Genomic DNA, 26,999 nt, shown 5'->3' on the forward strand with positions numbered 1-26,999 from the left:
TGGTGAAAAATACTACTGAATCCGTGAGATGACGTCCACTGCCAATACAAAATTATAACGCAAAAAAGCCAGAGTGAATGCTCTGGCTTTTCCGCATTATAATTTTGCTTATATTTTCAAAAAACACTCCAGCGCCTCTCTCCAAGGAGGTAAATCTGTAAACCCATTCCTCTTAATCGCGCTGTGCCCTAATACTGAATTACGTGGCCTTGCTGCTGGTCTTGGAAACTCCTCAGTTGAACAGGCTTCTACGGTCACATCATTCATTTCCTGTATTTCAAATATAGCTTTCGCCAAATCATACCAAGTACATTGTCCGACATTGGTGGCATGATATACTCCATATTTATCAGATTCAATTAATTCCAATAGAAAATGTACCAAATCGACCGTATACGTAGGAGAACCTGTTTGATCGTTAACTACTCGAATGCTCTTCCGTTCTTTTCCTAATTGAATCATCGTTTTGACAAAGTTGTTCCCATATTTCCCGTAAACCCATGAAGTGCGAACAATAAAGTGGGATAAGCATAATGAAGCGGCATATTGTTCACCCGCATATTTAGATTCTCCATAAACCCCTAGTGGTGATGGAACATCATGTTCGCTATAAGGTTCATCGTTTGTGCCATCGAACACATAGTCCGTGCTAATATAAACCAGTTTTGCTCCTACATCCTCTGCAGCAATAGCGACATTGCGTGTACCATATGCATTGACTTCGAAAGCATCTTCCAAATTGGATTCCGCTTGATCAACAGCTGTATACGCTGCCGCGTGAATAATAACATCAGGTTTGATTTCCCTAGCTATTCTTGTTATCTCTTCAATATTCGTAATATCCAATGTATCCCTACCAAAAGCGAATACTTGGTGAATAGAATTGAAGATATCGACAATATCAGAGCCTAGCTGTCCATTGGCACCGGTGATTAATACCCTCATTATGCCCCTCCCCATTCCTGCTCCATCTTCGAAGGAGCCTTGAAACTCGTCCCACCCGTAACTAGAGTATTCATATTCATTGTCGGGCCTCCTGTATAAAGTTAATCTCAGCATTGAATATTTTCTGTCTTTGTCTGACAGGATCAGCATCGATATAACTCTCTTTTGCGTTATTCGATACTGATAGTATCACATATCCCGCACTAATATACAATTGGTATCACAACAACATAATGGTCAATCCAAGGAACAATCAGCACTTGCATAAAAAGCGAAGTCCCACCGAAAGCTTTATAGCTTAAAGCTCCTATTAAAAAAACAGGAAGCTAGGATCCCCCCCAGCTTCCTGTTTTTTATTAATCGTTCTATTGCAATTGATACACCCTAGCTTCATAGGGTTTCAGACTGAATGCGGCAATCTCTTCATCAGGATTAACCTCATAGTTAGCAATAAGCAATTCCTTGTCCGAGAATTTTATATCATTCGGTAATTTAAACAAGGCTTGTTCTTCAGAGAAGTTGCATATAATCAATAGTTTCTCATCGTTCAGGCTTCTAGTAAAAGCATATATTTGTTCATTATCAGCTAAGAGTAGCTCATATTTTCCATAGACGATATTGAGGTTTTCCTTACGTAACTTGATCAATTTTTTATAATAATGATATATTGAATCTTTATCCTCAACTGCCGCATCCGCATTAATTACTTTATAATTAGGATTCACAGCTATCCAAGGCTGCCCTGTTGTGAAGCCTGCATTAGATTCCTTGGACCATTGAACCGGTGTTCGAGCATTATCTCTTCCCCGTTCATGGATCGCATGCATGATTTCTTGCGAAGTAAGATGCTTGCTTTCCGTATAATCCCTGTATACATTCAGTGATTCGATGTCCCGGTATTCATCAATAGATTCAAACGTAACATTGGTCATACCAATCTCTTCACCTTGATAAATATAGGGTGTCCCTTTCAGCATATGAAGGCAAGTGGCGAGCATTTTTCCGGATATAACCCGATACTCTTCACAATCATTTCCAAAACGTGAGATAGCCCTTGGCTGGTCATGATTACTCCAGTACAAGCTGTTCCATCCATCTTCTTCAAGCCCGACTTGCCATCTGGAGAAGATCGTCTTCAGATCCGTCAGCTTCCATGGCCCCGGTGTCCACTTACCAAACCTACCATTGCCTATATCCACGTGTTCAAAATGGAAGACCATATCAAGCTCATTACGCGCACTCCCTGTGTAAAGCTTCGCTTCTTCCGAACTTACACCGGGCATTTCACCTACCGTGATAGTATCGTATTTCGATAATACTTCCCTATTCATCTCTTGCATAAATTCATGGATTCGTGGTCCGTTCATGTAATATGGGCCACCATTACCATATGGGGTACCATTCATTGTTCCATCTAGGAAACGCTGGTCCTTGGATATAAAGTTAACTACATCCATTCGGAAACCATCGACGCCCTTGTCCAACCAGTACACCATCATGTCGTAAACTTCTTTTCGTAAATCGGGGTTCTCCCAATTTAAGTCAGGCTGTTTTTTACTAAATAGGTGCAAATAATATTCGTCCGTAGATGGGTCATACTCCCACGTACTCCCCCCAAAAGCAGCACCCCAATTGGTCGGAGGCTTACCTTCTTTACCAGGTCTCCAAATGTAATAATCACGATAAGGGCTATCCTTGGCCGATCGGGATTCGAAGAACCAGTCATGCTCATCCGAGGTATGATTCACGACAAGATCCAACATGATTTTGATATTGTGCTTGTGAGCCTCCTCCAGCATTTCATCAAAATCACTCATCGTTCCGAACTCATCCATAATGTCTCGATAATCATTAATATCATAACCATTATCATCATTCGGTGATTTATAGACTGGGGACAACCAGATGACATCAATACCTAAATCCTGTAAATGGGCCAATTTTTGAGTAATTCCCTTGATGTCACCGATGCCATCACCGTTACTGTCCTTGAAGCTGCGAGGGTATATTTGATACACTACGCTTTCTTTCCACCATTTTCTTTCCATCTCTACTCTCTCCTATCTATACGTAGGGTTCATTATTTAATCGCACCCTGAGTGATGCCGTTAATAATCCATTTTTGCGCGAACAGATACACGATGACCATCGGCGTTAAAGCAAGCAGGTAAGAAGCGAACGCGAGATTGAAATCGGTGCCGAATTGTCCTTGGAACACATATTGCACAAGAGGAAGCGTGTAGGAATCTTGATCTCCCAGCAAAATGAGCGGTAGCATGAAGTCATTCCAAGTCGACAAACAGGATAAAATTCCAATCGTTGCGCTGATTGGCGCGAGGAGAGGGAAAATGATTTTCCAATACGTCCCCCACGTCGAGGCACCATCCATCGTCGCCGCTTCTTCAAGCTCATACGGAATAGAACGGATATATCCAACATACACGAAAATATTAAAGGCAAGGCCGTACACGACATAGAGAATGATTAACCCCGTAATATTATTCATATGAAAGTCCGTCGTTACCTTAACCACAGGTAGCATAATGATCTGGAAAGGAATGAACATCGCACTAATGAAATAGAAATACAGTACTTTGAAGAATTTCATGTTCATATTTCGCGCAATCGCATAAGCCACCATCGAGTTTGTCAGCAGAATGAATACCACTGAAATGATAGTTATCACCGCACTATTCTTTAAGGCATTGAAAAAATTCGTCGCCTCGATCGCATTGCGGAAATTCTCAAAGTGAAGCCCCGTTGGCAGCGAGAAGATCGAAAGAGCCATTTCCTCTGGGTTCTTCAATGCGATGCTGATCGTCATATAGAGCGGGAACAAAATGAGCAGAGAACCCAACGCAATAAGTATAGTAACGGTCCAATTCGTTGTCTTTCTCATCACATATCCATCTCCCGTTTCTGTAAAAATTTAAGCTGTAGCACGGAGATTACAACGATAACAATAAAGTAAATGACAGCGTTCGCCGATTGATAGGCAAATTCTCCGCCCTGAAATCCCCCCGTATAAATAAGCAACGCAATGGATTGTGTCGAGCGTCCCGGGCCGCCTCCCGTCAGAGCAACGATCTGATCGAATACCATCAGTCCGCTCTTCATGGCAAGCACCATATTGATGGTGAAGAAGGAAGCAAGTAATGGGAAAGTAATGCTCCAAAATTCTCTGAATTTACTTGCCCCATCCAGATTCGATGCCTCATACAAGTCCTTCGGAATCGTCTGAAGTCCAGCCAAATACAAAATCGTATTAAACGCGATACCCTGCCATACAGCAACTATAACAATCCCTATCCACGCCCAATCGGCGTTACCGAGAATATTTTGCGAAAGAAATTCACTACCCAGTTTTGCTCCCCAGACAGTGAAAACATTAGAGAACAAGTAGTTGAAGATGAAGCCGACAATTAGTACGCTGAGAATGTTGGGCAGGAAGTATACTCCCCGAAAAAAGTTCTTGAATTTAATCTTCGCGTTCAGTCCCAGCGCAATAATCAGGCTGAGTATATTAACAAAGATGGTCATAATAATGGCATATTTGAAAGTGAATAAATAGGAATTAATCACATTCTCATCCTTAAAGATGTTCACAAAGTTCTTGAATCCTACATAATCGTAACTCTCGCTGAAGCCATCCCAGTTCGTAAACGCATAAAAGATCCCTTGAATCGCAGGGAATGTATGAAAAGTAAAGAACAGCAACAAAGCGGGTACTGTCATCAGGTAAAAGGCAATGCGGCGTTTAGCCATAAGTGGGTCTCCCTTCTGAAAAGCAGCGGAGAAAAGAATACTACATACTCCTCTCCGCGCATTTCCGTATTATTTACGGTTGCTAACTTTGTCCCACTCAGTGTCGAGTTTGGTCAGATAAGCGTCAATATCCTTCTTTTGCAAAAATTCTTGAAAAATTGTATCTACTTTCATACCAGCAGGGATATAATGATCCGAGAAATCAACCAAGTTACCGCTTTCGAAAGATTCCTTCAGGCCAGCCACACTGACATCATCTTGTGTAACACCTGTCACAGCTGAGAACGCCTTTTGCTCGGATATATATTGTTTCACGTTGTCCGGCTGGAGCAGAAAGTCTACAAATTTCTTGGCCTCTTCTTTGTGCTTCGAGCTCTTAGCAACAGTCAGCAGTGTATCAACACCGGAAACGAGCTTATTCTTTGCTGGATCATTCGTGCTTGGGAAGGGGAATACACCCAATTCAATATCCGGATTGGCTTTTACAATTTCCGGAATGGCCCATACGCCCTGCAAATACATGGCAGACTCACCTTTAGCAAAAGCGATGTTGCCGTCATTATAACCTTTACCAAAAATATCCTTTTGTGCAAAATCAAGCAGCTTTATCTGCTTCTCAGCTACCTCACGATACGTATCCTTGAACGTCACAGTGCCTGCCGCACGTTGGGTGAAGAAATCAAGACCTACGATGTTGCTCTCCAGAGGATTGAACGATGGAAGTGTTGTCCACGAATCCTTTAGTGTGAGATAAAAAGCGTTCTGGCCAGAATCCTTAATCTTTTGGGCAACTGCTATGAACTCGTCCCAGGTTTTCGGAATCGTAAGGTTCATCTCTTTGAAGATCGCCTTGTTATAAATAACACCGTTCGCATTGGTTGAGAAAGGAATACCATTCATCTCTGTCAACCCAGTCATACTTTTCAGCATCTCTAGATATGCTGGTTGAATATTATCAATAAGCGGGTCATTCGTAAAATCTTCGAATAGTCCGCTTTTAGAAAGAGTCGAGAACGTATCCGTTGCACCTATTCCGACTACGTCAGGAATATCCTTTTTCGCTACGCGCGTCTTCAGAACCGTTTCTGCATCCGGTGGATTCACTTGGGATACCTTAATGTTTGGGTTAGCTTCATTGAACTTGGCGACTAACTTGTCGAAAGTGGCTTTAGCTTCAGACTTGTTCTGGAAGAATTCAATTTCTACCGTGCTGCCTGAAGCACCTTCGGAATTACCGTTATTACCACATGCACTAAGCAAAGAGATCGCGAGCACGCCTGCCAAAAGAGGTTTAATTACTTTTTTCATCATCTAATCCCCCTGAGAAAATTAATTTGGTGGTTATTCTGGTTTGTAGTTATTCCTTAATCTCCCACTTAACCAAAAAGTAAACGTTTACGTTCTATTCATATGTCTACCATTCTCTTGTGCCAGATCCCTCCCAGTCTCAAATGTACATTTAACATCTTAACAGTAAACGTTTACGTCTATTGGAAAAAGGACTCAAGTAAGTCGCCTTACCGTCTGTCTTTCAACAATCCTATGGGGCATAATACTACTGTCCGCCACGCAGTGATTCTCAATCATATCAATCAGCTTCCCGGAAGCCAACTTCCCCATGTCATAAAGCCGCTGATCCACTGTTGTTAAAGGCGGCACTGCCATTTCAGCAAGCTTCAGATTATCGTAACCGATCACAGAAATGTCGTCAGGAACTTTGAGGCCATGCTTGGCAGCAACGGACAGAACTGCAACCGCCATCTCGTCACTTGCCGCAAAGATAGCCGTAGCCTCAGGCGCAGTCTGAATCAGCTTCTCCATAGCTATACACCCCTTATCAAACCTGAAATTCCCATAGACTAGATAATGCTCTTTAAAAGGAATTCCGTAATCCTGTAACGCCTTCTGGTAGCCTTCTATTCTGGTTGCTCCCGCCATTTTATCAGTCTCGGTTCCGCTAACCATGGCAATTTCCCGGTGACCATTTAAGATCAAATATTCCACCGCATCATACGCTGCCTGCTTATCGTCCACTTTGATGTAGGGCACGGAAGCATAATCCGCTTTGGAGGATACCAGTACAACAGGAACTTTCATCGCTTGTAGTACTTCATAATACTCTTCCTTCAGCATTTCGCTGGAGAATATGATACCATCCACCTGCTTCTCCCGAAGCACGTCCAGGTATTTCATCGTACGCTTGCCATCCTCATCCGTATTGCAGACAAAGACACTGTAGTTGTGGTCGTTGGCATACTCTTCTATACCGTGAAGAATGTCCGAGGAGAAATAACTCGATACACTCGGAAACATAACCCCGATCGTCTGCGTGCGCTTATTAATGAGGCCGCGGGCGATTGCATTGGGTTGATATCCTATTTCTTTAATAACTTGATTTACCTTTTGCTTCGTTTTGTCCGAGTACCCGGAAAGATTATTAAGCACCCGAGAGACAGTGGCAATAGAGACATTAGCTTCCCTTGCTACATCTTTAATCGTTGGATTGTTTGAAGAGTTTGAATTCATATCGATTCCTCTTTTACCTTTCATGTAGAACATGAATGTAAACGTTTACTGTTCGTTTATAAAATATAAGCAATTCCATACGTAAACGCTTACCTAAAATATAAATCTTCATGTACTTTTTGTCAACTATTAATGACATAGACCCTTTTGGCTACTTGGAGTATACAAGCTTATTTGAATAAAACGATAAAAAAGGGGCTCCTATATCTAGGAAACCCCCTTTACATCTTCAAAACTCATATGCATTGTATGAAATAATTTTCCTTCTTCTGTCTTCGGATCAAAAGGATTGGATTGGGGTAATCCAACTAAATATACCAAGTCTCCTTTTTCACCAAGGTATTCGCCAATACTTGGACCTTCTTCTTTTTCTGATTCAGCATATACGTTCTTATCCATTACAGAGAAAGATAATAAAACTTCTCGGTTTTCATCTTTACTATCTTTAGGACTGAGTAAGAAGCTGACTTCTCCTTTTATATTTTCTTCGTTCTCAATCTCTTTAACTTGGTAATTCTTTTCCCATATTGATGGGATTTTAAATTCAAACCCTAATTTTTCATTTTTATACACATTCTCATTTAAGGATTTATCCTTAGTTTCCTTCCCACATGCAATTAAAGATACGCTAAGAACAAAAATCATAAATAATACTACAAACTTTTTCATACATACTCATCCCTTTTCTATTAAACTACTATGGAGCATATACTTTTTATTCTATAGAAGGGTAACGAAAAGATTACACCTATGTAATTAATCTAGGGAAGGAGCTGCTAGCATTTAACTAGTTTAGACACCTTAAGCTACATAATCAGAAATAAACAAATAATGTTTAGAAATTCTTGAATAATAATGATACATACTTATGCGTACGCTTTTGTTTATGGGCTCTACCAGTAATATACAGGTAAAGCTTTTTTAAAGTGAACAAAATCATCATTAATCCTCAATCCAATAATAGGTGTTGGCATTCGATGCCAGAGGAGCTAAAGGTTTGTTCTCCTCTCTCCCCCATCCCTCTGCAAGAAGTTAGATATTCACAATTCTTATATGGATAAATTAACTTACTAATCCACAAACTACATATAATTTGAAATGAAGGAGAGTAATTATGCACAAACAACGAGCAATTGAAATTTCCGAATCACCAATAATGGAAAATGTGACTTACCAAGGAACTCCTGTATTTATTCAACATGTTAATGATGACGGCACAGCGAGGATATATCCACTTGATAAATCAGAGCAAGAACTGACTGTATCCTTAGAAAGTCTGATTGAGAATTAAATGAAACATGCTACTTGTATACTGGATCTGGCGTTTTGGAGCTGCCTATGCATTAGAATTTATTGGAGTAATTGGAGCTATACCTTTTGCAAATGCAATAGCCACAGTAGCCGCTGGTGGGGTGATAGTAGCTACTGCCTACCAAGGGTATAGCAGTTGGAATACCCTAAATAAAGCAATGGCAAACGCATATTCAATTATTTGATTTGATCTATAAGAAAAAATCTGCATTTATGATGCAGATTTTTTTGTTTATATACATTTTTAGATTAGTTAGTTAAGATAAACTCAAATAAACTAGTGAGGTATTATGCATGAAGAAGACTTCTAAATGGATCGTTTATTTATGTTGGTATGGGGCTTTAGGAATTAACATACATCTTCTAATAAAATCAGTTTCAAATAACGAGCCCATATTCACTAATGTTGTAGGAGTGGTTTTATTGATCATTTTTATTTTGGTTTTACACTTTAGTATTAAGAATAAATAAAATAGTTTCTGTCTATTCTTATGAATAACTCATTTAAATTCCATCAAGTCCTCAAAGAACCCCATAATCTTCAGCGTGTTCGGAATCGTCGATACACCTTCTTCAATTCGACGGTCTACAGTGCTGTGAGCTACCTCACGACGCATAAACAGAATCGCTTCTTTAACTTCCGGATCAATAATCTGATTGTGCGCTCGTAAAAACATCACAGTATATAATCTATACCTACCATACCCACTTTTGTTTACGGTTTGCAGCCTTGTTTACACGTACTATATCGATTATTTCAATGTCAAAACCACAGGATTCAAAAATCTCTCTCGGCAGTCGATCCGACTCATAATCTTCAATAAATAAGCGTTTGAATTCATCTGTGTACGTAATGCTTTTTTGCTGACATTTTTCACATACGGGTTAGCTTTTAACTTGTTCACATCATGTTGACTAAATAATTTGACACTCATAGCTCTCTCTCCGAATTCCTATTATTTTTATTCTTTAAGTAGGCTCTAATTCATAATCAGTGCTTGCAGAAAATAGAATCTATCCTGATCGTAGCGGAGAGGATGGAATTGTCGTGGAGAAGCGTAGCGTTCGCCTTTGCCCCTGAATTTTTACCACAAAGAGCAGTAAATTCAAAGAAAATTTGGGGGCAACAGCGATCGGAAGGACAATCCATCCGCGTAGCGGTCATCTATCAACTTGATACATTTGTCAGGCACTGATTTTGGTGTTGAGCCTTTAAGTATATACAAAAGTGAATCATTTCATGAACAAAGCGAGAGGAACTTCAAAGATATTTAACGAACATGAGATCAAGCAATTGGAAGTGAATCCCCATGTTCAGAACGCCACGGAGAAGAGCGTTACTTATTCACCCGCCTTTAAGCTGGCTGCAGTGAAAGCCTACGAGAAAGGACCAAAAGATTCGGAGGGTGGAACGAAGGCGGTATAACGGAGGTCATGGCGGTGACTATCTTGGGGGGATCCATGATTCGATTTTTGAAAAGGCAGCTACTCTCTGTATGAAGGAGCGGCTGCCTTTATCCTATCCTGCTTATCTCCTCAAGGCTATTTACATCTGAGCACCCCTTTGATAATTGAGTAGCTGCCTGAAGGTGCCTTTGCTCTCCTGCGACAGCTGCTGATAGCCGCCTTGCTGAATAACCTCACCCTGCTCCATGACAATCACCTGATCCGCATTGCGAATGGTAGATAGCCGGTGAGCGATGACGATAATGGTCATGCTTCCTTTCAGAAGCTCCAGCGACTCTTGAATCAGCCGTTCGTTCTCACTGTCCAGCGCGCTTGTCGCTTCATCCAGCACAAGAATAGCAGGACGCTTCAAGATCGCTCTTGCCAGCACAATCCGCTGCCGTTCTCCTCCTGACAACCGGATACCCCGGTCACCAATTACCGTATCCAGACCTTGCGGAAGCTTGCGCACAAATTCTTCAGAGGCCGAAAATTTCAAAGCTTTCCACAGCTCGGCATCATTAGCGAAAGGATCGACCAGCTTCAGATTATCCCGAATGCTCTCATTGAAGAGAAAGGGATCCTGCGCCACATATCCGATCGAACTACGCAGAGACAGAAGTTGCAGCTCATCTCTAAGAGACACGCCGTCAATCATCACCTGCCCATTCTCTGGATGAATCAGCCCCATCAACATATCGATGAGCGTGCTTTTGCCCGCACCTGATTTGCCAACGATTGCCGTCATGCGGTTAGCAGGAATATGTATATTAATGTCACTCAAAGCGAATACGAGTGTATTGGAATCGTATCGGTAGTTCACATCCCGAAATTCTATTCCGTCCTGCATATTCAAACGGGCAGGTTCACTCATAGAGGCAATTTCTCCGATTTCCCTGTCTGCCTCGTATTCCATTTGCAGCTTGCGCATCGCTTGAAAGGCTGGAAAATTGGATACAAGCTGCTCGGTATTCGATTGAATGCCAATAAACCTCGGCCACAGCCGCGAGAAGATAAGAACAACGATAATTAATTGTTCAGCTGGTGTATGGATAACCTCAAGTGCCAGATAGACGAAACCGGCAACTAATACAACAGCGGATAGGCGATAAATAAGCTGAGACAGAGAATTAACCCTCCCCAATTGGATAAAGTTATTTTCCATTTTTTCAGACAGATTTTGGAACCAGTAAATATGAGACTGCTCCAGTCTATTGCTTTTAATATCCTTAATACCATTGAAATGATCGCTGATCCCTGCAAAATAGTGCTTAGACAGTTCTGTTGTCTGTTCACCAATAAGCTTCGACTTCTTAATGAATTTACGTGAGTAAAGAGCTAGTAGCCCGCCGCTGACCAGAACAACCAACGTTAGTAGAGGAGACAACCATAAGGCAAGGCCAATCTGTATGATTGTGAAAATTACGGAAGAAATCATCTGCAAGAATAAGGAAGTGCCGTAATTTACGCGCCCGAGTTCATTAGACATAATATGGTTAAAGTCTGACTTGCGCTTGCGAAGGTAGAACTCCCATTTCGCTTGTAGCAATCCTCGATACGTCTCGATCCGAAGCGTACGAATAAACCCTTGTAGAATCCTCGAATTCAACAAGGTCTGACTTCGTTGGAGCAGTGCCTGGCCCCCCACAATGACGACATATACAGCCAGCACAATTGGCAAATTCAACTCAAACGACCATGACTCGATTAGGGCTAGAAGAGAAGAGATCAGCGGTATTCCATCCATATTCATTTGAAATACACCTATTATGCTGAGCAGGGGAACGATCAAATAAATGCCAATGCCATCCAATAAACTTATTAGCAGAGTCAGCGACATATTGATGTACAGTCTGATCCCTGCGACATGATGCATTTTACGAATAAAATAAAATAGATCCTTCATTAAGAATAACCCCTTATGCGGATTACCGCCTCATAGTCGCTAGAGTTTCAGCCTGTTTACCATTCCCGAAAATCCCTACGACCGCATACCTTTCGTGTCCTTCTTTACCTGTTAATATGTAAGTGCCGCTACGCAGCCAAGCATGCGCAACCATCTGTCCCTTGTCATCCCGGCCGCTTCCCAGATACAAGGTGCTTGGAATTCCTCTTCGCTCAAGCATCTTCATCGCGGCGATGGCCTTGACCAAGCACTGGCTCTCCCACCATGTTACTCGGCTCATTGCATGGACGGCCTTCGACACTTTACGCAGCAGTAAGAAGTCGTGCTCCGTATAGCTCGTATACGGCGTTTCCTTCATATATTCCCCAAAGGAAGGAGCTACTTTGGAGAAAGGCAGTAGCTTAAGCATCCTCCCCCACGCCAAATAGAAATAAGCTTCTGCGAACATCCGCTTTACATCAAGAGGATAAGTACTAAATCTGCGCACTTTCTTATACAAGCTCATTATTGCTTTCTCACCTGTACGAGTCCTTCGGCTGCAAGCTGATGCAGGAATGTGTATACTTGCTGCTCGCATACGTCAGGTTCGATTTCATACTCCATCACTAATTGCTCAACCATGCCAGCAATGGTGGCATGTGAAGCAACAAGCTCCCATATCCGGCCACCGATCTGACCGAGATTATAGTATTTTCCGTTTTCGATGCTCAGCATCACTTTCTCGCCATCCATATCGCTTACCAGGAAACCTTCAGATTGTAAGATAAGATCATCAGCTGCGATTAATTCAATGCTCATGAATAGTAGCCTCCTCTATTGAAATAAAATACATAATTCCACATGATATAAATTGTCATTAATTTGAAATTAGGGAAAGTATCTCACAACGTTTATACGGATTGTTGTTTCATACGCCGCCAGAACCATAGAAAAGGCCGAAGTGGGAAATAGAGAAAATGGAGCGATTTAGGTAGTGGTAACAATATGGCATCTCGTGAGCTAGGATGAAGCCTGTTTAACAAGTAAGCTATTTTCTGTTTTCCCGACATCAATGAAAATAGGTAGCGATTATAATGCCGTGCTACACTTTTCTCCGGTACCGGGTTTAATTTAACTATTCTTTTAATATAATAGAGGGCCATTTCTGCTAGTCGATGAGATTTAGAACTAATCGTTAATAATTCTAAATCATGAGGAATCTCCGTTGAAAGCAGGTTCGATAATAAGATGAATGCCTGCCCTGCGTTATGCTGTCCTCCATATTGATCGAAATGAATTTTCATATTTCCACTGCTTATTTTAGGTAGCAACCGTTCAATATCAATTAACCAACGTAATCGAAACCAGCCATGCCTAGCACCATGGTCCGTAAGATAGTAGAGCAGATCTTCATTTCCCAAATAGTGAAAAGTTTGATTGGATGTCACATCATTTTTACGTTCCCACAGTTGATCGAATGAGAATGACTCGCTGAAATGAGGATTCAATCGCCAGTGAATTTCAACTTGTGCAAAGTGCTCCTTATGCTCGAAGGATAGGTGATGTGATTTCTTCTTCCAATTGTCCAATATATGCTCATCCTTCGACTCGTAACCAAGCTGTGCCAATATTTCCTCTGCCTTCTCCACGTCTTCTGCATGAACTAGAATATCTAGATCTTTGGATGTCCTGTGCGCCAGATCTCCATATAGCTGTATAGCAAGAATAGGCCCCTTCAACAAAAGGGTACGTATTCCACTGTTGGTTAATGCTTTGCAAATATGACTCATTTCCCTGCTAAGATGCAGCATCTTAATTGTGTTGTTATTATATTGATGATGAAGTGTTTCCATAACGTTAGCTGGAATGAGTGAGGGCTCAAGTCCTTTCAATTTCAAATAGACAAGAGGATAAACACGATGATGCACAACAAGCTTCACAAACAATTTCCAGTCCAAATTGGAGGTGTTTTGCTTAACGATAATCTCATCCAGCAAATCATCGCGTAAAATAAATATTAAAAATAATAATTCTTTTGATACATCACTCAGGTCCAATTTAATTGCATCTAATATCAATGTACCCACCCCACTATCTAACAGATAGATTTTGTCATAACGAAATAATCGGCACTTGTTCACTCACGATGTCATCCTCAATCAATTCACTGCCTGTCTGCACAGACCATAAGACCATCAATACTGGACTGCAGCCGTTCTATAAATAAATGCTCACTGAATTTCTCAGCATGCTGCCGAATAAGTTCTGGATTCCAATGATATTGATCGAACCGTTCGATCGTTGCCATCAATGAGCTTACCGACTGCTCCTCGAAAAATAACCCTGTCTGTTCAGCTACAACCGTGTCCAGGGCTCCGCCCACACAATAAGCAATGATCGGCCTGCCGCATGCATTGACTTCAAGCGGTGTTATGCCAAAATCTTCAATGCCGGGAAAGATCAGCGCTTTGCAATGCTGCATGTAACGGACGACCTCTTCATCACTTCTCCTCCCAAGAAAAGTAACGGTATCGTCTGCAAGCTGCTCAAGCCTCTGCCGATCTGGGCCATCTCCAACTACGAGCAAACGCTGACCCATCCGGGTACAAGCCTCTACGGCCAAATCAATTTTTTTGTACGATACCAACCTGGAGACAACAAGAAAATAATCCTCTGGCTCCCCTTCATTGACGCTAAACCGGCTAATTTCTACGGGAGGGAAAATAATCTGGGCATTCATTCCATAACAATCTCTGATTCGCTCTTTCACAATGGTAGAATTAGCAATCAGGTGATCAACCCACTTGGAATTGTTCTTATCCCATGTCTGAAGAGGGTAGATCAACCATTTCGCAAGTTTTTTCACATAATTCGGCACTTGAACGCTCTCCATATACGCTTCATAATTCCATGCAAATCGCATGGGTGTATGGCAGTAGCAGATATGGACACTCTTCCTATCCTTACGCACCCCTTTGGCATAAGCACTGCTGGAACTGAGAATGAGGTCATAACCCTTCACGTTCATTGAACGTACCGCGAACGGGTATAACCAGAAGAACATTTTGAATTTTCCTAATATTCCTGGAATTCGCTGCATCCAAGACGTCCTGATGTCAGCGTCCTTTAATTCTGGAAAAAGTTTATTTCGATCTACAATCGTTGTATAAATCGGTGCTTCGGGGAACATTTTGTGGAATACAGCCACTACCCGTTCCGCGCCGCCCATTTGATTGAGATAATCATGCACAATGGCTACTTTCAGATCCCGCATTACATCATCTCCCTTGCACGCTGATGTTCCAACAATTTGCCGCCGGGTCTCGCCAATAGCTGCTGATAAATCAATTCGATCTTTTGAGACGTCTGTACGATGGAGAACCTATCTTTTGCCTGCTCCTGTCCATTGTGACTAAGCGTAGACCATACGATCTCATCATCGAGCACCTGACGGATGCAATGTGTGAGTTTCTCGATATTTCCGATCTCATACATCAATCCACTCACACCATGTTGAATGATCTCTTGTACGCCTCCCCCTCGTGTCCCCACGACAGGCGTCCCTTGTGACATAGCTTCAATAATGACCCTGCCGAAGGGTTCATTATCTGAACATAATAAAAGGAGATCTGCTGCACAGCAGATCTCCAATACATCTTCTCTGAATCCTGTAAACATAACTTTATCTTCAAGGTTTAAAGATTTAACCTTCTCTTTCAGTTTGTCGAGATATCGTTCGTTCTCTTGCCTAAACTTGGCTTCTCCGACAATCCATAGAACCGTGTTCCGCTCCTCACGAACAAGACTGGCGAATGCTTCTATTGCATCTTCTTGTCTCTTCCACGGAGCAATCTGACCTATAATCACCAACACTCGTGCTTCCTGCGGTGTTCTTAATTCTAAACGGATTGTTTCTCTTAACACTTGTCTTACCTCGGAATTAAAACTCCTTAGTTCCACACCGTTATGCACGAGATGGCACCGTCCTGCTACAGAAGGATGATCTATACCTTGAATGACAGATTCGGAAATACCGATGAGTGCCTGAGCGCTACTCCCTGCGAACTTTCGAACGAGCATGCCAATATAACCCTGCGGAGGCATGTCTCGTAGATGCCACACAACCGGTAATCGGTGGTACCATCTGAATAAGCCTGCCATAATTCCTGCTCTTATAGAATTGGCATGTATGAGATCCACCCGACTTTTTTTCATAAGAAGAGCAAGCCTCCATCCTGCCCACAGCATCCCAATAACATAGATAACAAGAAGGAGCGGATTTCTGGTCATTCTCGCCCGGAAGCTGGGCAGAGCAACGACTTCGAGTCCTTGGCTGCGCGCTCTCTGCAGCAAATCTCCCTCTGGTGCAAACAATATCGGATGGGCTTTTGTTATATGTTTTGCAGTCAACAACAGACTGATCTCCGCTCCGCTGATTGTACTCGTATGGTTATAAAAGGCGATTCTCATCTTCTGAATTCCTTTCTTTTACCAATTTCTTCTGTGAATACATTGGTCACAGCTTCCGCGACTCTCCCCCATGTATATTGATTCAGTACATGTTCTCTGCATGCTTCCCGAGAAGGAAGGAATGAATCCTTATTCAGGACATCAATAATCTTCTTACTTATAGACTCAGATGTTCCGTCTTTAAACATTAAATCGTCGGATATTTGATGTAAAATCTCTTTCGTTCCCCCGTAAGGAGTTCCCAACACTGGCGTTCCACAGGCAAGAGACTCTACGGTAATAAGACCGAAGCCCTCTAGTGTGAGGGTTGGAACTAAGCTAACATCTGCTGCTTGGTAATACTGCACAAGTTCCTCATTTGAAATTCTGCCGAGCAATTTAACATTGGAAGAAAGCCCAAGTTGATTGATTAGTGCTTCATATTCCGCTCGCATTGGTCCATCTCCTCCGATGAACAATCGAACATTAGGGGATATACGGACAACATCAGCCATGGCATGAATCAAACGGTCAATCCCCATCCTTCGGACCAGCCTTCTTATGCAGAAGAGCAAAGGTTGATTAGACGATATGCCTAGTTGTGTTCTTAGTTCCTCACGATTCGGATGAGGTCGGAAGCGATTATGATCAACTGCACCTGGTATAATGTGAATTTTCTTCTCATCCACTCCGTAGGTTTCGGTCAATATATCTCGAAAGTACTCGCTAAGTACAATAAAGCTATCAGAACGGCGGTAAGTCAATTGTTCTACTTGCTTCTTCATCCACAACCTTGCTTCCTTAACGACTTTAGTCGCTGAATTCGTCTGTTGTACCTCCGTTTCCAATGCCCAAGGACCATGGAAATGAGAAACAATTGGTATGTGTGATGGAATCAGATTTCTCGTGACCATCGTAGTATAGAAAGCAAAATGGGGATTGAATACGTCCGGATGAAAAGAGCCCATCGCTTGATGTGTATGTTTCCGAATGGATTTCATTCGGGATAGATAATGTTTAATGTCCATTTCATGCGTAACATTTCTAATATTAAGATCAGTACTTATATGAGACCCTTTTGGTGCAAATACGAAGCCAAGTTCGGAATGACCATGTTCTTTCATGGCAGTAGAGTAATCGGCAAAATAACGATTCAGCCCACCATACTGGACATCTATCCAACCCATTCCAGTCGAAAGTACATTCATAATTATCTCTCTTTTCTTCAGTATGATTTAACTAATTAGTAGTTCCTCATAAATCTTTAACGTGTCTCTCGCCACTCTTTCTACTGAATAATATTCCAGTCCTTGCAGAGCACGCTTTCGGTATTTGTCACTCATTTCTGAGTTCTGAAGCATCGAAATGATAGCTTCCGCCAACCTTTCTGGTGATTTAGGCGGTACTAACATACCTGATTCCCCGAAATCAAGAGCCTCAGGAATTCCATCAACATCAGTTGCGACGATCGCACAACCCGCCTCCCGAGCCTCAATCAATACTAGGCCAAATGATTCTTTGTGCGATGCTAATACAAAAATATCAGCTGCTTCCATATAATTGTGCGGATTAGATTGATAGCCCATAAAGTGAATGTTATCTTTTCCAATAGATTGGTTAGCTTTCAATTCAAATTTAGATCTGTCTGGACCCTCGCCTAAAACATACAAATTAGCTTCAGGATATTTCGCAACAACAATTTCGAATGCTTCAATTAAATCAATAATTCCTTTCCGTTCATACAGGCCAGCAACCGTTACTATGGATAGCCCTTTGAGACATGCTCCGCCCTTATCACCTTTCCGCGAACTTCCAATCGTTCCATTTAAAACAATGTGAAGTTTTTGCTTCTGCACCCCTCGGCTCACCATTGATGTGGCTACCGCCTGACTTACAGCTATTACTGAATCGCCAACTTTCATAAAGTTCGCGCTCTTCTGAAACTCATTATGTACATGCGTTACAATTTTATATTTCTGGAACCCTTTCAAATATCTTGAGAGCAAAGCTCCAGTCATCATATGTGCATGGATTATATCTGGCTTAAATTGTTTGACCATTTTCCGAAAATTAAAAAAAGCCTGCATCATTTGTGCGGGCTTTCTCGTCTGATCAAGTTTATAATGTTGAATATTGTTCTTTAACAGCAGTTCTATATACTCACCACCCTCAGATGCAACCGCCACATTGTGACCTAGTTTTGCTTGCTCGCAAGCTAAGTCGATCATGACATTTACGATTCCGTTACCGCACTGCTTGACATGATTGGCTATATGAAGAATATTCATGCTCTCACCCCATTTCGATTTCACTTTAATCGGTTTATTAGCTCCTACTACATAGATTCTTTACTTCGACCTTTCTGAATACGGATACGCTGAAGTAACCATAAGATATCCTTCTTTGAAACGATCCAATCTTCGAATTTAACATTATACTTAATGGTATATATAAGAAAAACTACAAGTAATTCAACAAGCGATGTTATTAGCAATGATATCGCTGCTCCTTCTATGCCTAAAGGAGGAATTAATAAGTTTAACAATATTACGTTTAATCCAAGTGATGTTATTCGAATAATGGTTACAGATCCTGGTTTGCCAATCGACATAAAGCCTTGGGAGAGTATCCATGAGGTACTCGTTATCGCCGTTTGAAAAATTAATATTCTAAATACTCCTATTGCTTCAATAAATGATTGCCCATACAGGATTATTAAAAGATACGGGGCTACAATAAAAATCCCAATACCTAATATAATTGTTATTACAGTACTAATTCTAAATACTTTAAAAGTTAGATTAAGAGCATCCGCTTGTTCAAGCCCTGATGCTTTGGGAAACAATACCGAGGTAATTGCATTTTGAATCGTATTTAACATATTAGAAAGATTCAGAGAGACTACATAGAGTCCTAGACTGCTTGGAGACAACAATCCAACAACTAATATCTGGTCAATGTACCCAGAGAATGTTCCCGCAACGTCTGTACCATAGGATCTAATTCCATATCCAAGCAGCTTTTTTCCGGATTCAATCTTGTTCTTCTGCTTCAGCTTATATTTTAAGATGAATTTTATTGTTATCCATATTGCAACTGGGATTGCAGGGAATAGATATGCCACTGATGTATAGAACGGTGTGACGTGACCTGTAATGACAAGACCATAAAGAAGGATTAATGTGCTAAATACGGGAACATATCTGATAAAGTTATAAAGATGATATTCTTCTCTAGATTGAAGAGTAGCGACGTTGATCGTCCCAAGCATTGCGATTGGCGACATTATTAATGCCCAAGTTGCAAATTCAATAACTTCCTTAGAATAGCCTTTCATCCAATATGGAATAATGACAGACCCAATTGCCATCGCAACACAACCGAGTATTAAACTCATATACAAAGATGTGATATACAATGATCCCTGATTTCCGTCCTTTTTCTTCATATAATAAACTAATGAGGCCGGAATCCCTAAAGTTAACGTATAAGCCAGAAATCTTGGCCACATAATCATCGCCGCTTGTTCTCCACGCCCCTCTGGCCCTAGATACCTCGCGATGATAATACCTGTTAATACATTTAATCCAAGTATAAAAACATTAGATACAAAAATTTGTAAAACATTTCCTAAACTCCCCAATTTACTTCTTTGTTTAATCAAATTTACTATAGCCATATGTTTTATCCCTTCAGGCCTGCTTCACTGGTATTTAACTTTTGAAGTGTAGTTGATTATTTGCAAGTATTTATATGACATGTTTCCCCATGAATTTTTTTGGGCATCTTCCCTTGCTCTCAATGCCATCATCTTTAATCCTTCTTTATTAGAAAGAAGTTCCCTAATGACGTTTATTAAAGTTGCTGTATCCTCTGGATCTTCAATAACAACTGCAGAATGATCAGACAAAAGTTCAACTGCACCACATCTGCTACTTGTTATAACCGGTAATCCTGAAGCCATTGCCTCTAATATAACAAGCGAAAACGGTTCATATTTCGAGGGAAAAACAAACAAATCAGCGAGTGACATGATTTCCGCGATATCTTTTCTGTGTCCTAGAAAATGAACACGATGACCTATACCTAAATCTTTTGCTATACCGGGGTAATTACTCTTTTCAGTATTTCCAAGCACGATTAGGTTTACATTCTCTACCATAGCCATAGCACGAAGTACCGTATCTAAATTCTTCCTTTTAGATTTCAAGTCTCCAGCAAACAAAGCATATGTTGTATTTGTATCCAGATGAAAATCTGCCCGATTAACCGATCGTGGATAAAACTCATTCAAATCAACACCATTTGAAATAACTGAGATACGGTTAGACTGTATTTTTGCATCCTGCACTAGTTCTTGTTTAACCTGTTCGGACACTGCAATGATTTGTTTGGTACGTTTCAGTGCAATACGCTCTAAGAAAGAATTTAAGCTATTGTATAATAACTGATAAAGGCTTTTTACATTTTTTTGATCCCGATACGGATGATACTCTGACTTTACCCATGCACTATGGACAAAATGAATGCAATTAATATCAGAACGTGCATAGGTAATAAACCCATTAACCACGATAAGATCCATCTTTTTCTGATGAGTCCATATCCAGATAGCAGAGAACAACGCAAATAATTGATACTGCAATAAAGCTGTCGGAATTTTTAACACATTCATTATTTTAATCCATTTTATTTGGCTATGGTTCCGAAGTTCTTCTGATAGCTCTGTAGATATAACTATGATTTCGTGTCCTTGTTTTAAAGCCTCTATGATCACCTCATAATTTACTCTTCCTTGTCCGTCTCCTTTCTTCACCACGTGTGTAACGAAACAGATTTTCATGGGCTCACCCCTCTCATTACATTGTTATTACTCAAAAGAGAATGCTGGATGATTGTGCCCAAGAGTGCCTCGGCAATTTGGTTATGACCCTGTTCATTAGGATGAAAGCGATCCATAAAATAATCATTCCATTTATGTAAATACTGTGATGAGTCACACATAAATATTCTGTCACTAGATTTATTCAGCTCAGATAGCTCTTTGAATACCTCTCTATATTTCCTCATAGATTCCGGTGATCCCGGGAAATATCTTTCTTCGATATCACCTGGCATTAGAAATATAATATTTGTTTGTTTATTGTGATTAAGGATCGTCATAGTAAAATCTGTTGTTTGTTTTTTAAATTCCGTTAGACTCATCCACTGTTTTCCACCAAATACTTTAATAAGGGTAACTTTTACCCTCCATCGGAGCCCTGACTCTATCTTTTCCAACCATTTCCTAGTCTTTCGGGTCGAATAGTAGGGTCTTGGGTCCATCCACCCCGCTCTCCTCCACCTTTTAGGTACTAACTTTAGGTACTTTGTTTGTTCTCTTACGAGGGATTCAGTATTCCCATGCGCAAAAACGATAATGTCCGGTTGTAATTCTAGAATTTCTTCCTCATATTTCTCTCTGGACTCATTAACCTGCATTGCACTAGCTCCATAATTAATGATCTGAACGGATTGTGAATAAGAAGAATTCAGTTTCAATTTTAATAAATCTGCATAGCTTGTTCTAAATCGAATTACGCCCAATCCTTCTGTAATTGAATCACCTAAAAAAACGATTAACATGCTATGTCTCCTCTCCATTTGAGGACTTGGGTATGTAAGCGAGTGAAATAATAAACAACAGAATAAATCCACTTAATCCACGCAATATATTACTTGCAAATAAAAGAAATAAAACGGCACTAATGGCAGCAAATGAAATAGGAGAATAGACTTTCTCTGTTTTACTTAACTTGAAAAGGTTAACAAAGAGGTATCCCAATGATATTGTTATAGCTAATCCCAATGGGAGTCCAAATGTATAAAATAAGTTTAAATAACCATTATCAAATGCTGCTAGCGTATCTGCATTTTGCGTTAATTTCACTCCTTGCCCTGAACTTCCCAAACCCCTTCCTACAGGATTAGCCAATACTTCTGATAATATATTGCTTGAAAAGCTCATTCTTTCATTGAATGAATGATCTTCTTCTAATGATCCAAATGTATTAATACGAGATGTCACATTATTAGCGCCCGGTAGTATTGGAAGGATAAATATGTAAGCCGATAGAATGATGACACACAGAAGAAGCAATTGTATTTTATTTCTTATGTGAGATCTGATAAAGTAGGCGATCACCATAATTATATAGGCAATCCATCCAACACGAACCAGAGTAAGAAGCAATGCAAATGCTACAATCATCATTCCAATGATTCCAAATCCTCTCCATTTTTTCTGAACGGTCATTATAGCCAATGCTAATCCAAAAAACACACCTGCTGGTCCTGGTGAATTCAGGAAAGAAAAGACTCGAAAGTTCTGAGACTCAGGAAGCCCAATGGAATTCATCTCAGCATTTACCATCCAAAATTTATCCCACGGGGGAAGAACAGTATATTGATATATTCCATATGCAGCAATGATTACTGCAAGATAAGAGAAACTTCTCAGCCACTTAGCACGGACATCCCTATCGAAACAGCTTACATTCACATAAATTAAAACAAGAAACGGAACAATATAATTTAGTAAATCATATACTGATGCTAGTCCATATTTTAGAAATCCGATGCAAAATCCATAAAGTAAAGCTACTCCCATAATTTTAGATATGAAGCTAATTCTACGGTCAATTAGCTTGATGTTTTTGATAATTGGTAATAATATCGTCAAACTTACACAATAGGGTATTAGCGAAATGATGGAGGTATCGCTGTACAACTGAAAGGACCAATCCATTAAGCGCCTTATTTCTGGACTCACTACCCATATCAGTAGACTATATGGAAGTAATAAGTTTGATCTATAGGCATAGATTTGCAATGAAATTAACATACTCAGGAGCAGAAATGTAAATTCTAGAAGCTTCATATGGAGTGAATCTATTGAACCAGCAACTCCAACAATTGAGCCAAGAGCGATTACTCCCGCAAGTTTTATTAGTCCATATAAAAACATTCTAATACCTGGCCTTAAAGTACTTATTCCAAAGATCCTCTCCACGTTTTCCAACCACCCCATCTACCTTTATATGAAATAATTATTTTTTTAAAACTATTGTATTTCTCTTTTGGCAGTATTCTAATAAATTGAACAACTCCGGGTGAGGACTTGCTTCCAATCAGAATGATCCATCCGATAAATAACAATCTCCTTTTCCAATTCAGATGTTTAAGTAAAGTATACGTCTCATTATGTGCCGTATTGAAAAAGGCTGTTTCATTGAAGCTATTTCTTTTATCCTCATCAAATCTTTCAGCTGGAAAATGATCAACGCATACTAGTGGATCATAAATAAGTTTCCAGCCTTTCTTTTTAACGGATAGACTGAACTCCATTTCATTATAAATTTGAGCACCTGTACCCTTTAACTTCTCGTCAAATTTCAAATCTAGAATTGCATCTTTCCTAAAGCTCATATTGGCACCTTTAAGAATATCCACCTCACGAGTGTTTCCCAGTCCAATATGATGATTCCCTATGATTCGGCCATAGGGCTTTATAATACCAACCTGTTGTTTAATAGCTGGAACCGGTTCGCCACGAAAGTGTACGATATCTCTACCTCCAACTCCGCCTATATCAGGTTTCGTTATATAATAATTCTCTATTTTTTCAAGCCAATTAGAATAGGGAACGGTATCATCATCGGTTAAAACCACAATAGATCCTGTGCTTTGCTTAATCCCCAAATTCAATGCAGCTATCACGCCTGTCTGTTCTATGAGAACAACCTTTAAGTTTTTTATGGAAATAGATGATAAATATTCCAATGTACTGTCATCTGTGTTTCTTACAACGACTATGATTTCATCAGGGTATCTCGTTTGTTTTTTAATTCCTTCTATACAGTTCAATAAAGCGTCTACCCTTTGATACGACGGTACAATTACACTAATTTTCATATTAATCCCTCTAATTGAATTTATATTAATACAAGAAACTTGGAGATATGATTAGAAAGAGCACCTCAGCGATTTATTCTGACAAGATGTTCACGTTGGAGAATACTTTCCATACCTTGCAGCAGCGGTTTACGCAGCTCTTCATTCTGAAGCGCAAAGTTAAGCGTAGTCATTATAAAGCCCATTTTCTCGCCTACATCATAACGAATTCCCTCGAAGTCGTATGCATACACTCCTTGACTCTCATTCAGCTTTTGTATAGCATCCGTCAACTGAATTTCTCCACCAGCCCCTTCCTCCTGATATTCCAGAAACCCGAATATTTCCGGAGTCAATATGTATCTGCCCATAATCGCCAGATTAGACGGTGCTTTGCCTGCTGACGGCTTCTCTACCAAATAATCCACCTCATATAAACGGCCGAACCTTTCCAGTGCGGCTACTATGCCATAGCGTTGCGTTTGGTCACGGGGAACCGTTTGAACGCCAATCACAGATTTTTGTACTTGCTCGAACTGCTCCGCCAGCTGCCGGATGCAAGGTGTCTGTGATTGTACGATATCATCCCCGAGTAGCACGGCAAACGGCTCGTTACCGATAAAGTTACGGGCGCACCATACGGCATGGCCAAGTCCTTTCGCTTCCTTTTGGCGTATGTAATGAATTTCTACATTTGAGGAACGGCGCACTTCGTCAAGCAGATCAAACTTTCCTTTGCTGAACAAATTATTTTCTAGCTCGAAAGCATGATCAAAGTGGTCTTCAATGGCGCGTTTACCTTTGCCTGTCACAATAATAATATCCTCAATGCCTGAAGCCACCGCTTCTTCCACAATGTATTGAATAGTGGGTTTATCGACAATCGGAAGCATTTCCTTCGGCATGGCTTTTGTTGCGGGTAAGAAGCGCGTCCCAAGACCCGCTGCAGGAATAATTGCTTTTTTCACTTTTTTCATTCTTCATCCACTACCTCTCTCTATTTATTCTTTTGACTAATGCCAATATGAATGTCTTAGTAGTAGAAAAGCCTAGCTATATACTCTTCGATTAGAAAAGAACATAGCTAAACTTTCTAAATTAGGGCATTCAACCCTGCCTCACATCACACCCTTGACAATGATGTCTAAGGTCCTTAAGACCCACAGCGTGAACGAGTGTCTACAGTGATAGAGGTGCAGTAGACATTACCTTTACTCCCGATAGTACCTCGCTAGTTGTCTAACCTTTCATTCCGTAATAATTCATATAGAAGTTCGATTGGTTATCTCTATTCATACGGTTAAGCACAATACCCAACAATCGAGCGTTGACATGATCCAACTGCCCTTTAGCTTTCTTCAAATGAACTTTCTTCACCTTCCCTGCGGCAACCACCATAATAACGCCATCGCACAAAGTGCTGGCTATGACACTATCCGTTACAGACAATACCGGCGGGGAATCCATGAGAATAACATCATATTCTTGTTCCAGCTGCTCCAGCATTTCCCGCATTGCTGTAGAATCAATGAGATCTGACGGATTTCCAGGTATCGGTCCGGAAGAAAGCAGCGATAAATGACTGACCATAGTTTCCTGGATCGCGTCTTGTACACTTGTGTGTCCTGTTAACACCGTGCTTAAGCCTTGACGATTCGATTGGGAGAAAATATGGTGCAGTGACGGCTTACGCATATCCATATCAATAAGAAGCACATTCTTACCTTCCTGTGCATAGGTGATTGCCAAGTTGCTTATCGTTGTGGTTTTCCCTTCTCCTGCCTGAGCGGAAGTGACCATGATGGTCTTCAATGCCTGATCTATAGAAGAATAATGGATATTGGTTCGAAGCAGCCGATACACTTCCGATATAGGCGATTCGGGATTCATGGAAACAATTAAGCTGCTATCATTGATTGATCGACGCATACTTGCTCTCACCTACTTTTGGTTTTTGTAATGCCTTCGTCCTCCGGGAGATCTTCAGATCACCCTTTGTGATCTTCCCTACAACGGCAAGCACTGAAACGTCCATGATTTCAACAATTTCGGCTTCTGTCTTCAATGTATCGTCAAGATAATCGAGCAGAAATACCAGTCCAATCGCCAGCATAAGCGAAACAACAAGGCTGATTAGAATGTTCATGATCGGATTAATATTGATCGGAGAAGGGGATGCTGTCGTGTCTGCCTCGCTTAAGATGGTGATGTTGTCTGCATTCATAATGTGAGGTATTTCAGCTTTAAATACTGTGGAGACAGCATTTACGATTGCGGCGGCCTTGGCGTAGGATGTATCCTCATAGACTAAATTCATCACTTGTGAATTGTTTGCCGAAGTGACAGATATCTTTGAAGACATTTCCCTGGAATTTGATCCTAATTCAGGGAATTTTTCAACAACTTTATTCATAATGGCAGATGATCTGATAATCTCTTTATAAGAATTAATAAGGATGATGCTTGTTTGTATAGTACCCGCATTAAGTGTTTCCACTTCACCCACCGAAGCTGACTGATTAACGATAAGCTTGGCGTTGGCCGAATAGATCGGTATCGTAAAGTACAAGCTTTTGACTAATGTCGCTGCGATCGCGATGATAATAATGGCTACTATCAGCCACCATTTCTTCTGAATAATTCTAAAGTACTGTTTGAGTTCCATCCCCTTGCAACCCCTCGCTCAATTTGTAGAATATGTGTAGCAGAAAGGGTTGTATTTGACTTCCATCTTAGATGA

General features: G+C 40.7%; 28 protein-coding genes. 3 read left to right on the top strand and 25 right to left on the bottom strand.

The window, feature by feature from the left end:
* Positions 1-108 precede the first annotated feature (108 nt).
* The 7 genes from rfbD to UB51_RS26570 all read right to left on the bottom strand — a co-directional run bounded on the left by rfbD (position 109) and on the right by UB51_RS26570 (position 7,905).
* The gene (gene rfbD, locus UB51_RS17390) at positions 109-945 is read right to left on the bottom strand and encodes a dTDP-4-dehydrorhamnose reductase (protein ID WP_044878382.1); all 837 of its coding nucleotides are present in this window, start codon (positions 943-945) and stop codon (positions 109-111) included.
* Between the two features lie 365 nt (positions 946-1,310).
* A complete protein-coding gene (locus UB51_RS17395; protein WP_044878383.1) occupies positions 1,311-2,993 on the bottom strand; it encodes a glycoside hydrolase family 13 protein in 1,683 nt (560 codons plus the stop codon).
* A gap of 32 nt (positions 2,994-3,025) precedes the next feature.
* Positions 3,026-3,844, bottom strand: a complete 819-nt coding sequence (locus UB51_RS17400; protein WP_044878384.1) for a carbohydrate ABC transporter permease — start codon at positions 3,842-3,844, stop codon at positions 3,026-3,028.
* Positions 3,844-4,710 carry a carbohydrate ABC transporter permease gene (locus UB51_RS17405; RefSeq protein ID WP_044878385.1) on the bottom strand — a complete coding sequence of 289 codons (867 nt, stop codon included), beginning with the start codon at positions 4,708-4,710 and terminating at the stop codon, positions 3,844-3,846. Before UB51_RS17405 ends, UB51_RS17400 begins: the two co-directional genes overlap by 1 nt.
* Before the next feature lie 69 nt (positions 4,711-4,779).
* Positions 4,780-6,021 carry an ABC transporter substrate-binding protein gene (locus UB51_RS17410; protein WP_445322333.1) on the bottom strand — a complete coding sequence of 414 codons (1,242 nt, stop codon included), beginning with the start codon at positions 6,019-6,021 and terminating at the stop codon, positions 4,780-4,782.
* A gap of 192 nt (positions 6,022-6,213) precedes the next feature.
* A complete protein-coding gene (locus tag UB51_RS17415; protein ID WP_044878387.1) occupies positions 6,214-7,236 on the bottom strand; it encodes a LacI family DNA-binding transcriptional regulator in 1,023 nt (340 codons plus the stop codon).
* Between the two features lie 207 nt (positions 7,237-7,443).
* Complete coding sequence (locus UB51_RS26570) at positions 7,444-7,905, bottom strand: hypothetical protein (RefSeq protein ID WP_052675991.1); 462 nt, start codon at positions 7,903-7,905, stop codon at positions 7,444-7,446.
* 445 nt (positions 7,906-8,350) lie between these two features.
* On the opposite strand from UB51_RS26570, the gene UB51_RS17425 reads away from it, so the two are divergent.
* Entirely contained in the window at positions 8,351-8,527 is a 177-nt protein-coding gene (locus tag UB51_RS17425) for an H-type small acid-soluble spore protein (RefSeq protein WP_044878388.1), read from the top strand.
* Between the two features lie 7 nt (positions 8,528-8,534).
* Positions 8,535-8,732, top strand: a complete 198-nt coding sequence (locus UB51_RS17430) for a hypothetical protein (protein WP_044878389.1) — start codon at positions 8,535-8,537, stop codon at positions 8,730-8,732.
* 315 nt (positions 8,733-9,047) lie between these two features.
* Here UB51_RS17430 and UB51_RS27970 read toward each other — a convergent pair whose 3' ends face one another.
* Both UB51_RS27970 and UB51_RS17440 read right to left on the bottom strand, forming a co-directional pair.
* Positions 9,048-9,227 (bottom strand): hypothetical protein, encoded by a 180-nt coding sequence (locus tag UB51_RS27970; protein ID WP_144407031.1) that lies wholly within the window; start codon positions 9,225-9,227, stop codon positions 9,048-9,050.
* A 72-nt stretch (positions 9,228-9,299) separates the two neighbouring features.
* Positions 9,300-9,482 carry a hypothetical protein gene (locus UB51_RS17440; RefSeq protein ID WP_044878390.1) on the bottom strand — a complete coding sequence of 61 codons (183 nt, stop codon included), beginning with the start codon at positions 9,480-9,482 and terminating at the stop codon, positions 9,300-9,302.
* Between the two features lie 305 nt (positions 9,483-9,787).
* Between UB51_RS17440 and UB51_RS17445 the strand changes: the two genes are divergently transcribed.
* Positions 9,788-9,973, top strand: coding sequence for a hypothetical protein (locus UB51_RS17445; protein WP_082063176.1), 186 nt, complete (start codon positions 9,788-9,790; stop codon positions 9,971-9,973).
* A 120-nt stretch (positions 9,974-10,093) separates the two neighbouring features.
* On the opposite strand, the gene UB51_RS17450 is transcribed toward UB51_RS17445, so the two are convergent.
* The 16 genes from UB51_RS17450 to UB51_RS17525 all read right to left on the bottom strand — a co-directional run bounded on the left by UB51_RS17450 (position 10,094) and on the right by UB51_RS17525 (position 26,924).
* On the bottom strand, positions 10,094-11,899 hold the full coding sequence (locus UB51_RS17450; protein ID WP_044878391.1) for an ABC transporter ATP-binding protein: 1,806 nt from the start codon (positions 11,897-11,899) through the stop codon (positions 10,094-10,096).
* Positions 11,900-11,921: 22 nt separating this feature from the next.
* Positions 11,922-12,404 (bottom strand): lasso peptide biosynthesis B2 protein, encoded by a 483-nt coding sequence (locus tag UB51_RS17455; protein WP_044878392.1) that lies wholly within the window; start codon positions 12,402-12,404, stop codon positions 11,922-11,924.
* The gene (locus tag UB51_RS17460; RefSeq protein WP_044878393.1) at positions 12,404-12,697 is read right to left on the bottom strand and encodes a lasso peptide biosynthesis PqqD family chaperone; all 294 of its coding nucleotides are present in this window, start codon (positions 12,695-12,697) and stop codon (positions 12,404-12,406) included. Before UB51_RS17460 ends, UB51_RS17455 begins: the two co-directional genes overlap by 1 nt.
* Positions 12,698-12,789: 92 nt before the next feature.
* Positions 12,790-14,019 carry a nucleotidyltransferase domain-containing protein gene (locus UB51_RS17465; protein ID WP_052675992.1) on the bottom strand — a complete coding sequence of 410 codons (1,230 nt, stop codon included), beginning with the start codon at positions 14,017-14,019 and terminating at the stop codon, positions 12,790-12,792.
* A 23-nt stretch (positions 14,020-14,042) separates the two neighbouring features.
* The gene (locus UB51_RS17470) at positions 14,043-15,152 is read right to left on the bottom strand and encodes a glycosyltransferase (protein WP_234405464.1); all 1,110 of its coding nucleotides are present in this window, start codon (positions 15,150-15,152) and stop codon (positions 14,043-14,045) included.
* Complete coding sequence (locus UB51_RS17475) at positions 15,152-16,348, bottom strand: glycosyltransferase family 4 protein (RefSeq protein WP_044878394.1); 1,197 nt, start codon at positions 16,346-16,348, stop codon at positions 15,152-15,154. The genes UB51_RS17470 and UB51_RS17475 overlap by 1 nt, the downstream gene beginning before the upstream one ends.
* Positions 16,345-17,535, bottom strand: coding sequence for a glycosyltransferase family 4 protein (locus tag UB51_RS17480; RefSeq protein WP_044878395.1), 1,191 nt, complete (start codon positions 17,533-17,535; stop codon positions 16,345-16,347). The genes UB51_RS17475 and UB51_RS17480 overlap by 4 nt, the downstream gene beginning before the upstream one ends.
* Before the next feature lie 27 nt (positions 17,536-17,562).
* Positions 17,563-18,615, bottom strand: a complete 1,053-nt coding sequence (locus tag UB51_RS17485; RefSeq protein ID WP_044878396.1) for a glycosyltransferase family 4 protein — start codon at positions 18,613-18,615, stop codon at positions 17,563-17,565.
* A gap of 47 nt (positions 18,616-18,662) precedes the next feature.
* Positions 18,663-20,006 carry a lipopolysaccharide biosynthesis protein gene (locus tag UB51_RS17490; RefSeq protein WP_044878397.1) on the bottom strand — a complete coding sequence of 448 codons (1,344 nt, stop codon included), beginning with the start codon at positions 20,004-20,006 and terminating at the stop codon, positions 18,663-18,665.
* Between the two features lie 24 nt (positions 20,007-20,030).
* Entirely contained in the window at positions 20,031-21,170 is a 1,140-nt protein-coding gene (locus UB51_RS17495; protein WP_044878398.1) for a glycosyltransferase family 4 protein, read from the bottom strand.
* Positions 21,167-21,952 carry an SGNH/GDSL hydrolase family protein gene (locus tag UB51_RS17500; RefSeq protein ID WP_044878399.1) on the bottom strand — a complete coding sequence of 262 codons (786 nt, stop codon included), beginning with the start codon at positions 21,950-21,952 and terminating at the stop codon, positions 21,167-21,169. Before UB51_RS17500 ends, UB51_RS17495 begins: the two co-directional genes overlap by 4 nt.
* A 1-nt stretch (position 21,953) precedes the next feature.
* Positions 21,954-23,378, bottom strand: a complete 1,425-nt coding sequence (locus UB51_RS17505; protein ID WP_052675993.1) for an O-antigen ligase family protein — start codon at positions 23,376-23,378, stop codon at positions 21,954-21,956.
* A complete protein-coding gene (locus UB51_RS17510) occupies positions 23,357-24,280 on the bottom strand; it encodes a glycosyltransferase family 2 protein (RefSeq protein ID WP_044878400.1) in 924 nt (307 codons plus the stop codon). The genes UB51_RS17505 and UB51_RS17510 overlap by 22 nt, the downstream gene beginning before the upstream one ends.
* A 65-nt stretch (positions 24,281-24,345) precedes the next feature.
* Entirely contained in the window at positions 24,346-25,236 is an 891-nt protein-coding gene (gene galU, locus UB51_RS17515) for a UTP--glucose-1-phosphate uridylyltransferase GalU (RefSeq protein WP_044878401.1), read from the bottom strand.
* Positions 25,237-25,498: 262 nt separating this feature from the next.
* Positions 25,499-26,188: a CpsD/CapB family tyrosine-protein kinase gene (locus UB51_RS17520; protein WP_044878402.1), complete on the bottom strand. Its 690-nt coding sequence runs from the start codon at positions 26,186-26,188 to the stop codon at positions 25,499-25,501.
* Positions 26,169-26,924, bottom strand: coding sequence for a YveK family protein (locus tag UB51_RS17525; RefSeq protein ID WP_044878403.1), 756 nt, complete (start codon positions 26,922-26,924; stop codon positions 26,169-26,171). The genes UB51_RS17520 and UB51_RS17525 overlap by 20 nt, the downstream gene beginning before the upstream one ends.
* Between the last annotated feature and the right edge of the window lie 75 nt (positions 26,925-26,999).

Origin of the sequence: Paenibacillus sp. IHBB 10380, from assembly GCF_000949425.1 — a bacterium.
In the GTDB taxonomy this organism is placed as follows: Bacteria; Bacillota; Bacilli; order Paenibacillales; family Paenibacillaceae; genus Paenibacillus_AQ.

Excerpts from the sequence above, each read along its gene's own strand:
- rfbD (WP_044878382.1), bottom strand. The coding sequence starts at position 945 with ATGAGGGTATTAATCACCGGTGCCAATGGACAGCTAGGCTCTGATATT.
- UB51_RS17395 (WP_044878383.1), bottom strand. The coding sequence starts at position 2,993 with ATGGAAAGAAAATGGTGGAAAGAAAGCGTAGTGTATCAAATATACCCT.
- UB51_RS17400 (WP_044878384.1), bottom strand. The coding sequence starts at position 3,844 with ATGAGAAAGACAACGAATTGGACCGTTACTATACTTATTGCGTTGGGT.
- UB51_RS17405 (WP_044878385.1), bottom strand. The coding sequence starts at position 4,710 with ATGGCTAAACGCCGCATTGCCTTTTACCTGATGACAGTACCCGCTTTG.
- UB51_RS17410 (WP_445322333.1), bottom strand. The coding sequence starts at position 6,021 with ATGATGAAAAAAGTAATTAAACCTCTTTTGGCAGGCGTGCTCGCGATC.
- UB51_RS17415 (WP_044878387.1), bottom strand. The coding sequence starts at position 7,236 with ATGAATTCAAACTCTTCAAACAATCCAACGATTAAAGATGTAGCAAGG.
- UB51_RS26570 (WP_052675991.1), bottom strand. The coding sequence starts at position 7,905 with ATGAAAAAGTTTGTAGTATTATTTATGATTTTTGTTCTTAGCGTATCT.
- UB51_RS17425 (WP_044878388.1), top strand. The coding sequence starts at position 8,351 with ATGCACAAACAACGAGCAATTGAAATTTCCGAATCACCAATAATGGAA.
- UB51_RS17430 (WP_044878389.1), top strand. The coding sequence starts at position 8,535 with ATGCTACTTGTATACTGGATCTGGCGTTTTGGAGCTGCCTATGCATTA.
- UB51_RS17440 (WP_044878390.1), bottom strand. The coding sequence starts at position 9,482 with ATGAGTGTCAAATTATTTAGTCAACATGATGTGAACAAGTTAAAAGCT.
- UB51_RS17445 (WP_082063176.1), top strand. The coding sequence starts at position 9,788 with ATGAACAAAGCGAGAGGAACTTCAAAGATATTTAACGAACATGAGATC.
- UB51_RS17450 (WP_044878391.1), bottom strand. The coding sequence starts at position 11,899 with ATGAAGGATCTATTTTATTTTATTCGTAAAATGCATCATGTCGCAGGG.
- UB51_RS17455 (WP_044878392.1), bottom strand. The coding sequence starts at position 12,404 with ATGAGCTTGTATAAGAAAGTGCGCAGATTTAGTACTTATCCTCTTGAT.
- UB51_RS17460 (WP_044878393.1), bottom strand. The coding sequence starts at position 12,697 with ATGAGCATTGAATTAATCGCAGCTGATGATCTTATCTTACAATCTGAA.
- UB51_RS17470 (WP_234405464.1), bottom strand. The coding sequence starts at position 15,152 with ATGCGGGATCTGAAAGTAGCCATTGTGCATGATTATCTCAATCAAATG.
- UB51_RS17475 (WP_044878394.1), bottom strand. The coding sequence starts at position 16,348 with ATGAGAATCGCCTTTTATAACCATACGAGTACAATCAGCGGAGCGGAG.
- UB51_RS17480 (WP_044878395.1), bottom strand. The coding sequence starts at position 17,535 with ATGAATGTACTTTCGACTGGAATGGGTTGGATAGATGTCCAGTATGGT.
- UB51_RS17485 (WP_044878396.1), bottom strand. The coding sequence starts at position 18,615 with ATGAATATTCTTCATATAGCCAATCATGTCAAGCAGTGCGGTAACGGA.
- UB51_RS17490 (WP_044878397.1), bottom strand. The coding sequence starts at position 20,006 with ATGGCTATAGTAAATTTGATTAAACAAAGAAGTAAATTGGGGAGTTTA.
- UB51_RS17495 (WP_044878398.1), bottom strand. The coding sequence starts at position 21,170 with ATGAAAATCTGTTTCGTTACACACGTGGTGAAGAAAGGAGACGGACAA.
- UB51_RS17500 (WP_044878399.1), bottom strand. The coding sequence starts at position 21,952 with ATGTTAATCGTTTTTTTAGGTGATTCAATTACAGAAGGATTGGGCGTA.
- UB51_RS17510 (WP_044878400.1), bottom strand. The coding sequence starts at position 24,280 with ATGAAAATTAGTGTAATTGTACCGTCGTATCAAAGGGTAGACGCTTTA.
- galU (WP_044878401.1), bottom strand. The coding sequence starts at position 25,236 with ATGAAAAAAGTGAAAAAAGCAATTATTCCTGCAGCGGGTCTTGGGACG.
- UB51_RS17520 (WP_044878402.1), bottom strand. The coding sequence starts at position 26,188 with ATGCGTCGATCAATCAATGATAGCAGCTTAATTGTTTCCATGAATCCC.
- UB51_RS17525 (WP_044878403.1), bottom strand. The coding sequence starts at position 26,924 with ATGGAACTCAAACAGTACTTTAGAATTATTCAGAAGAAATGGTGGCTG.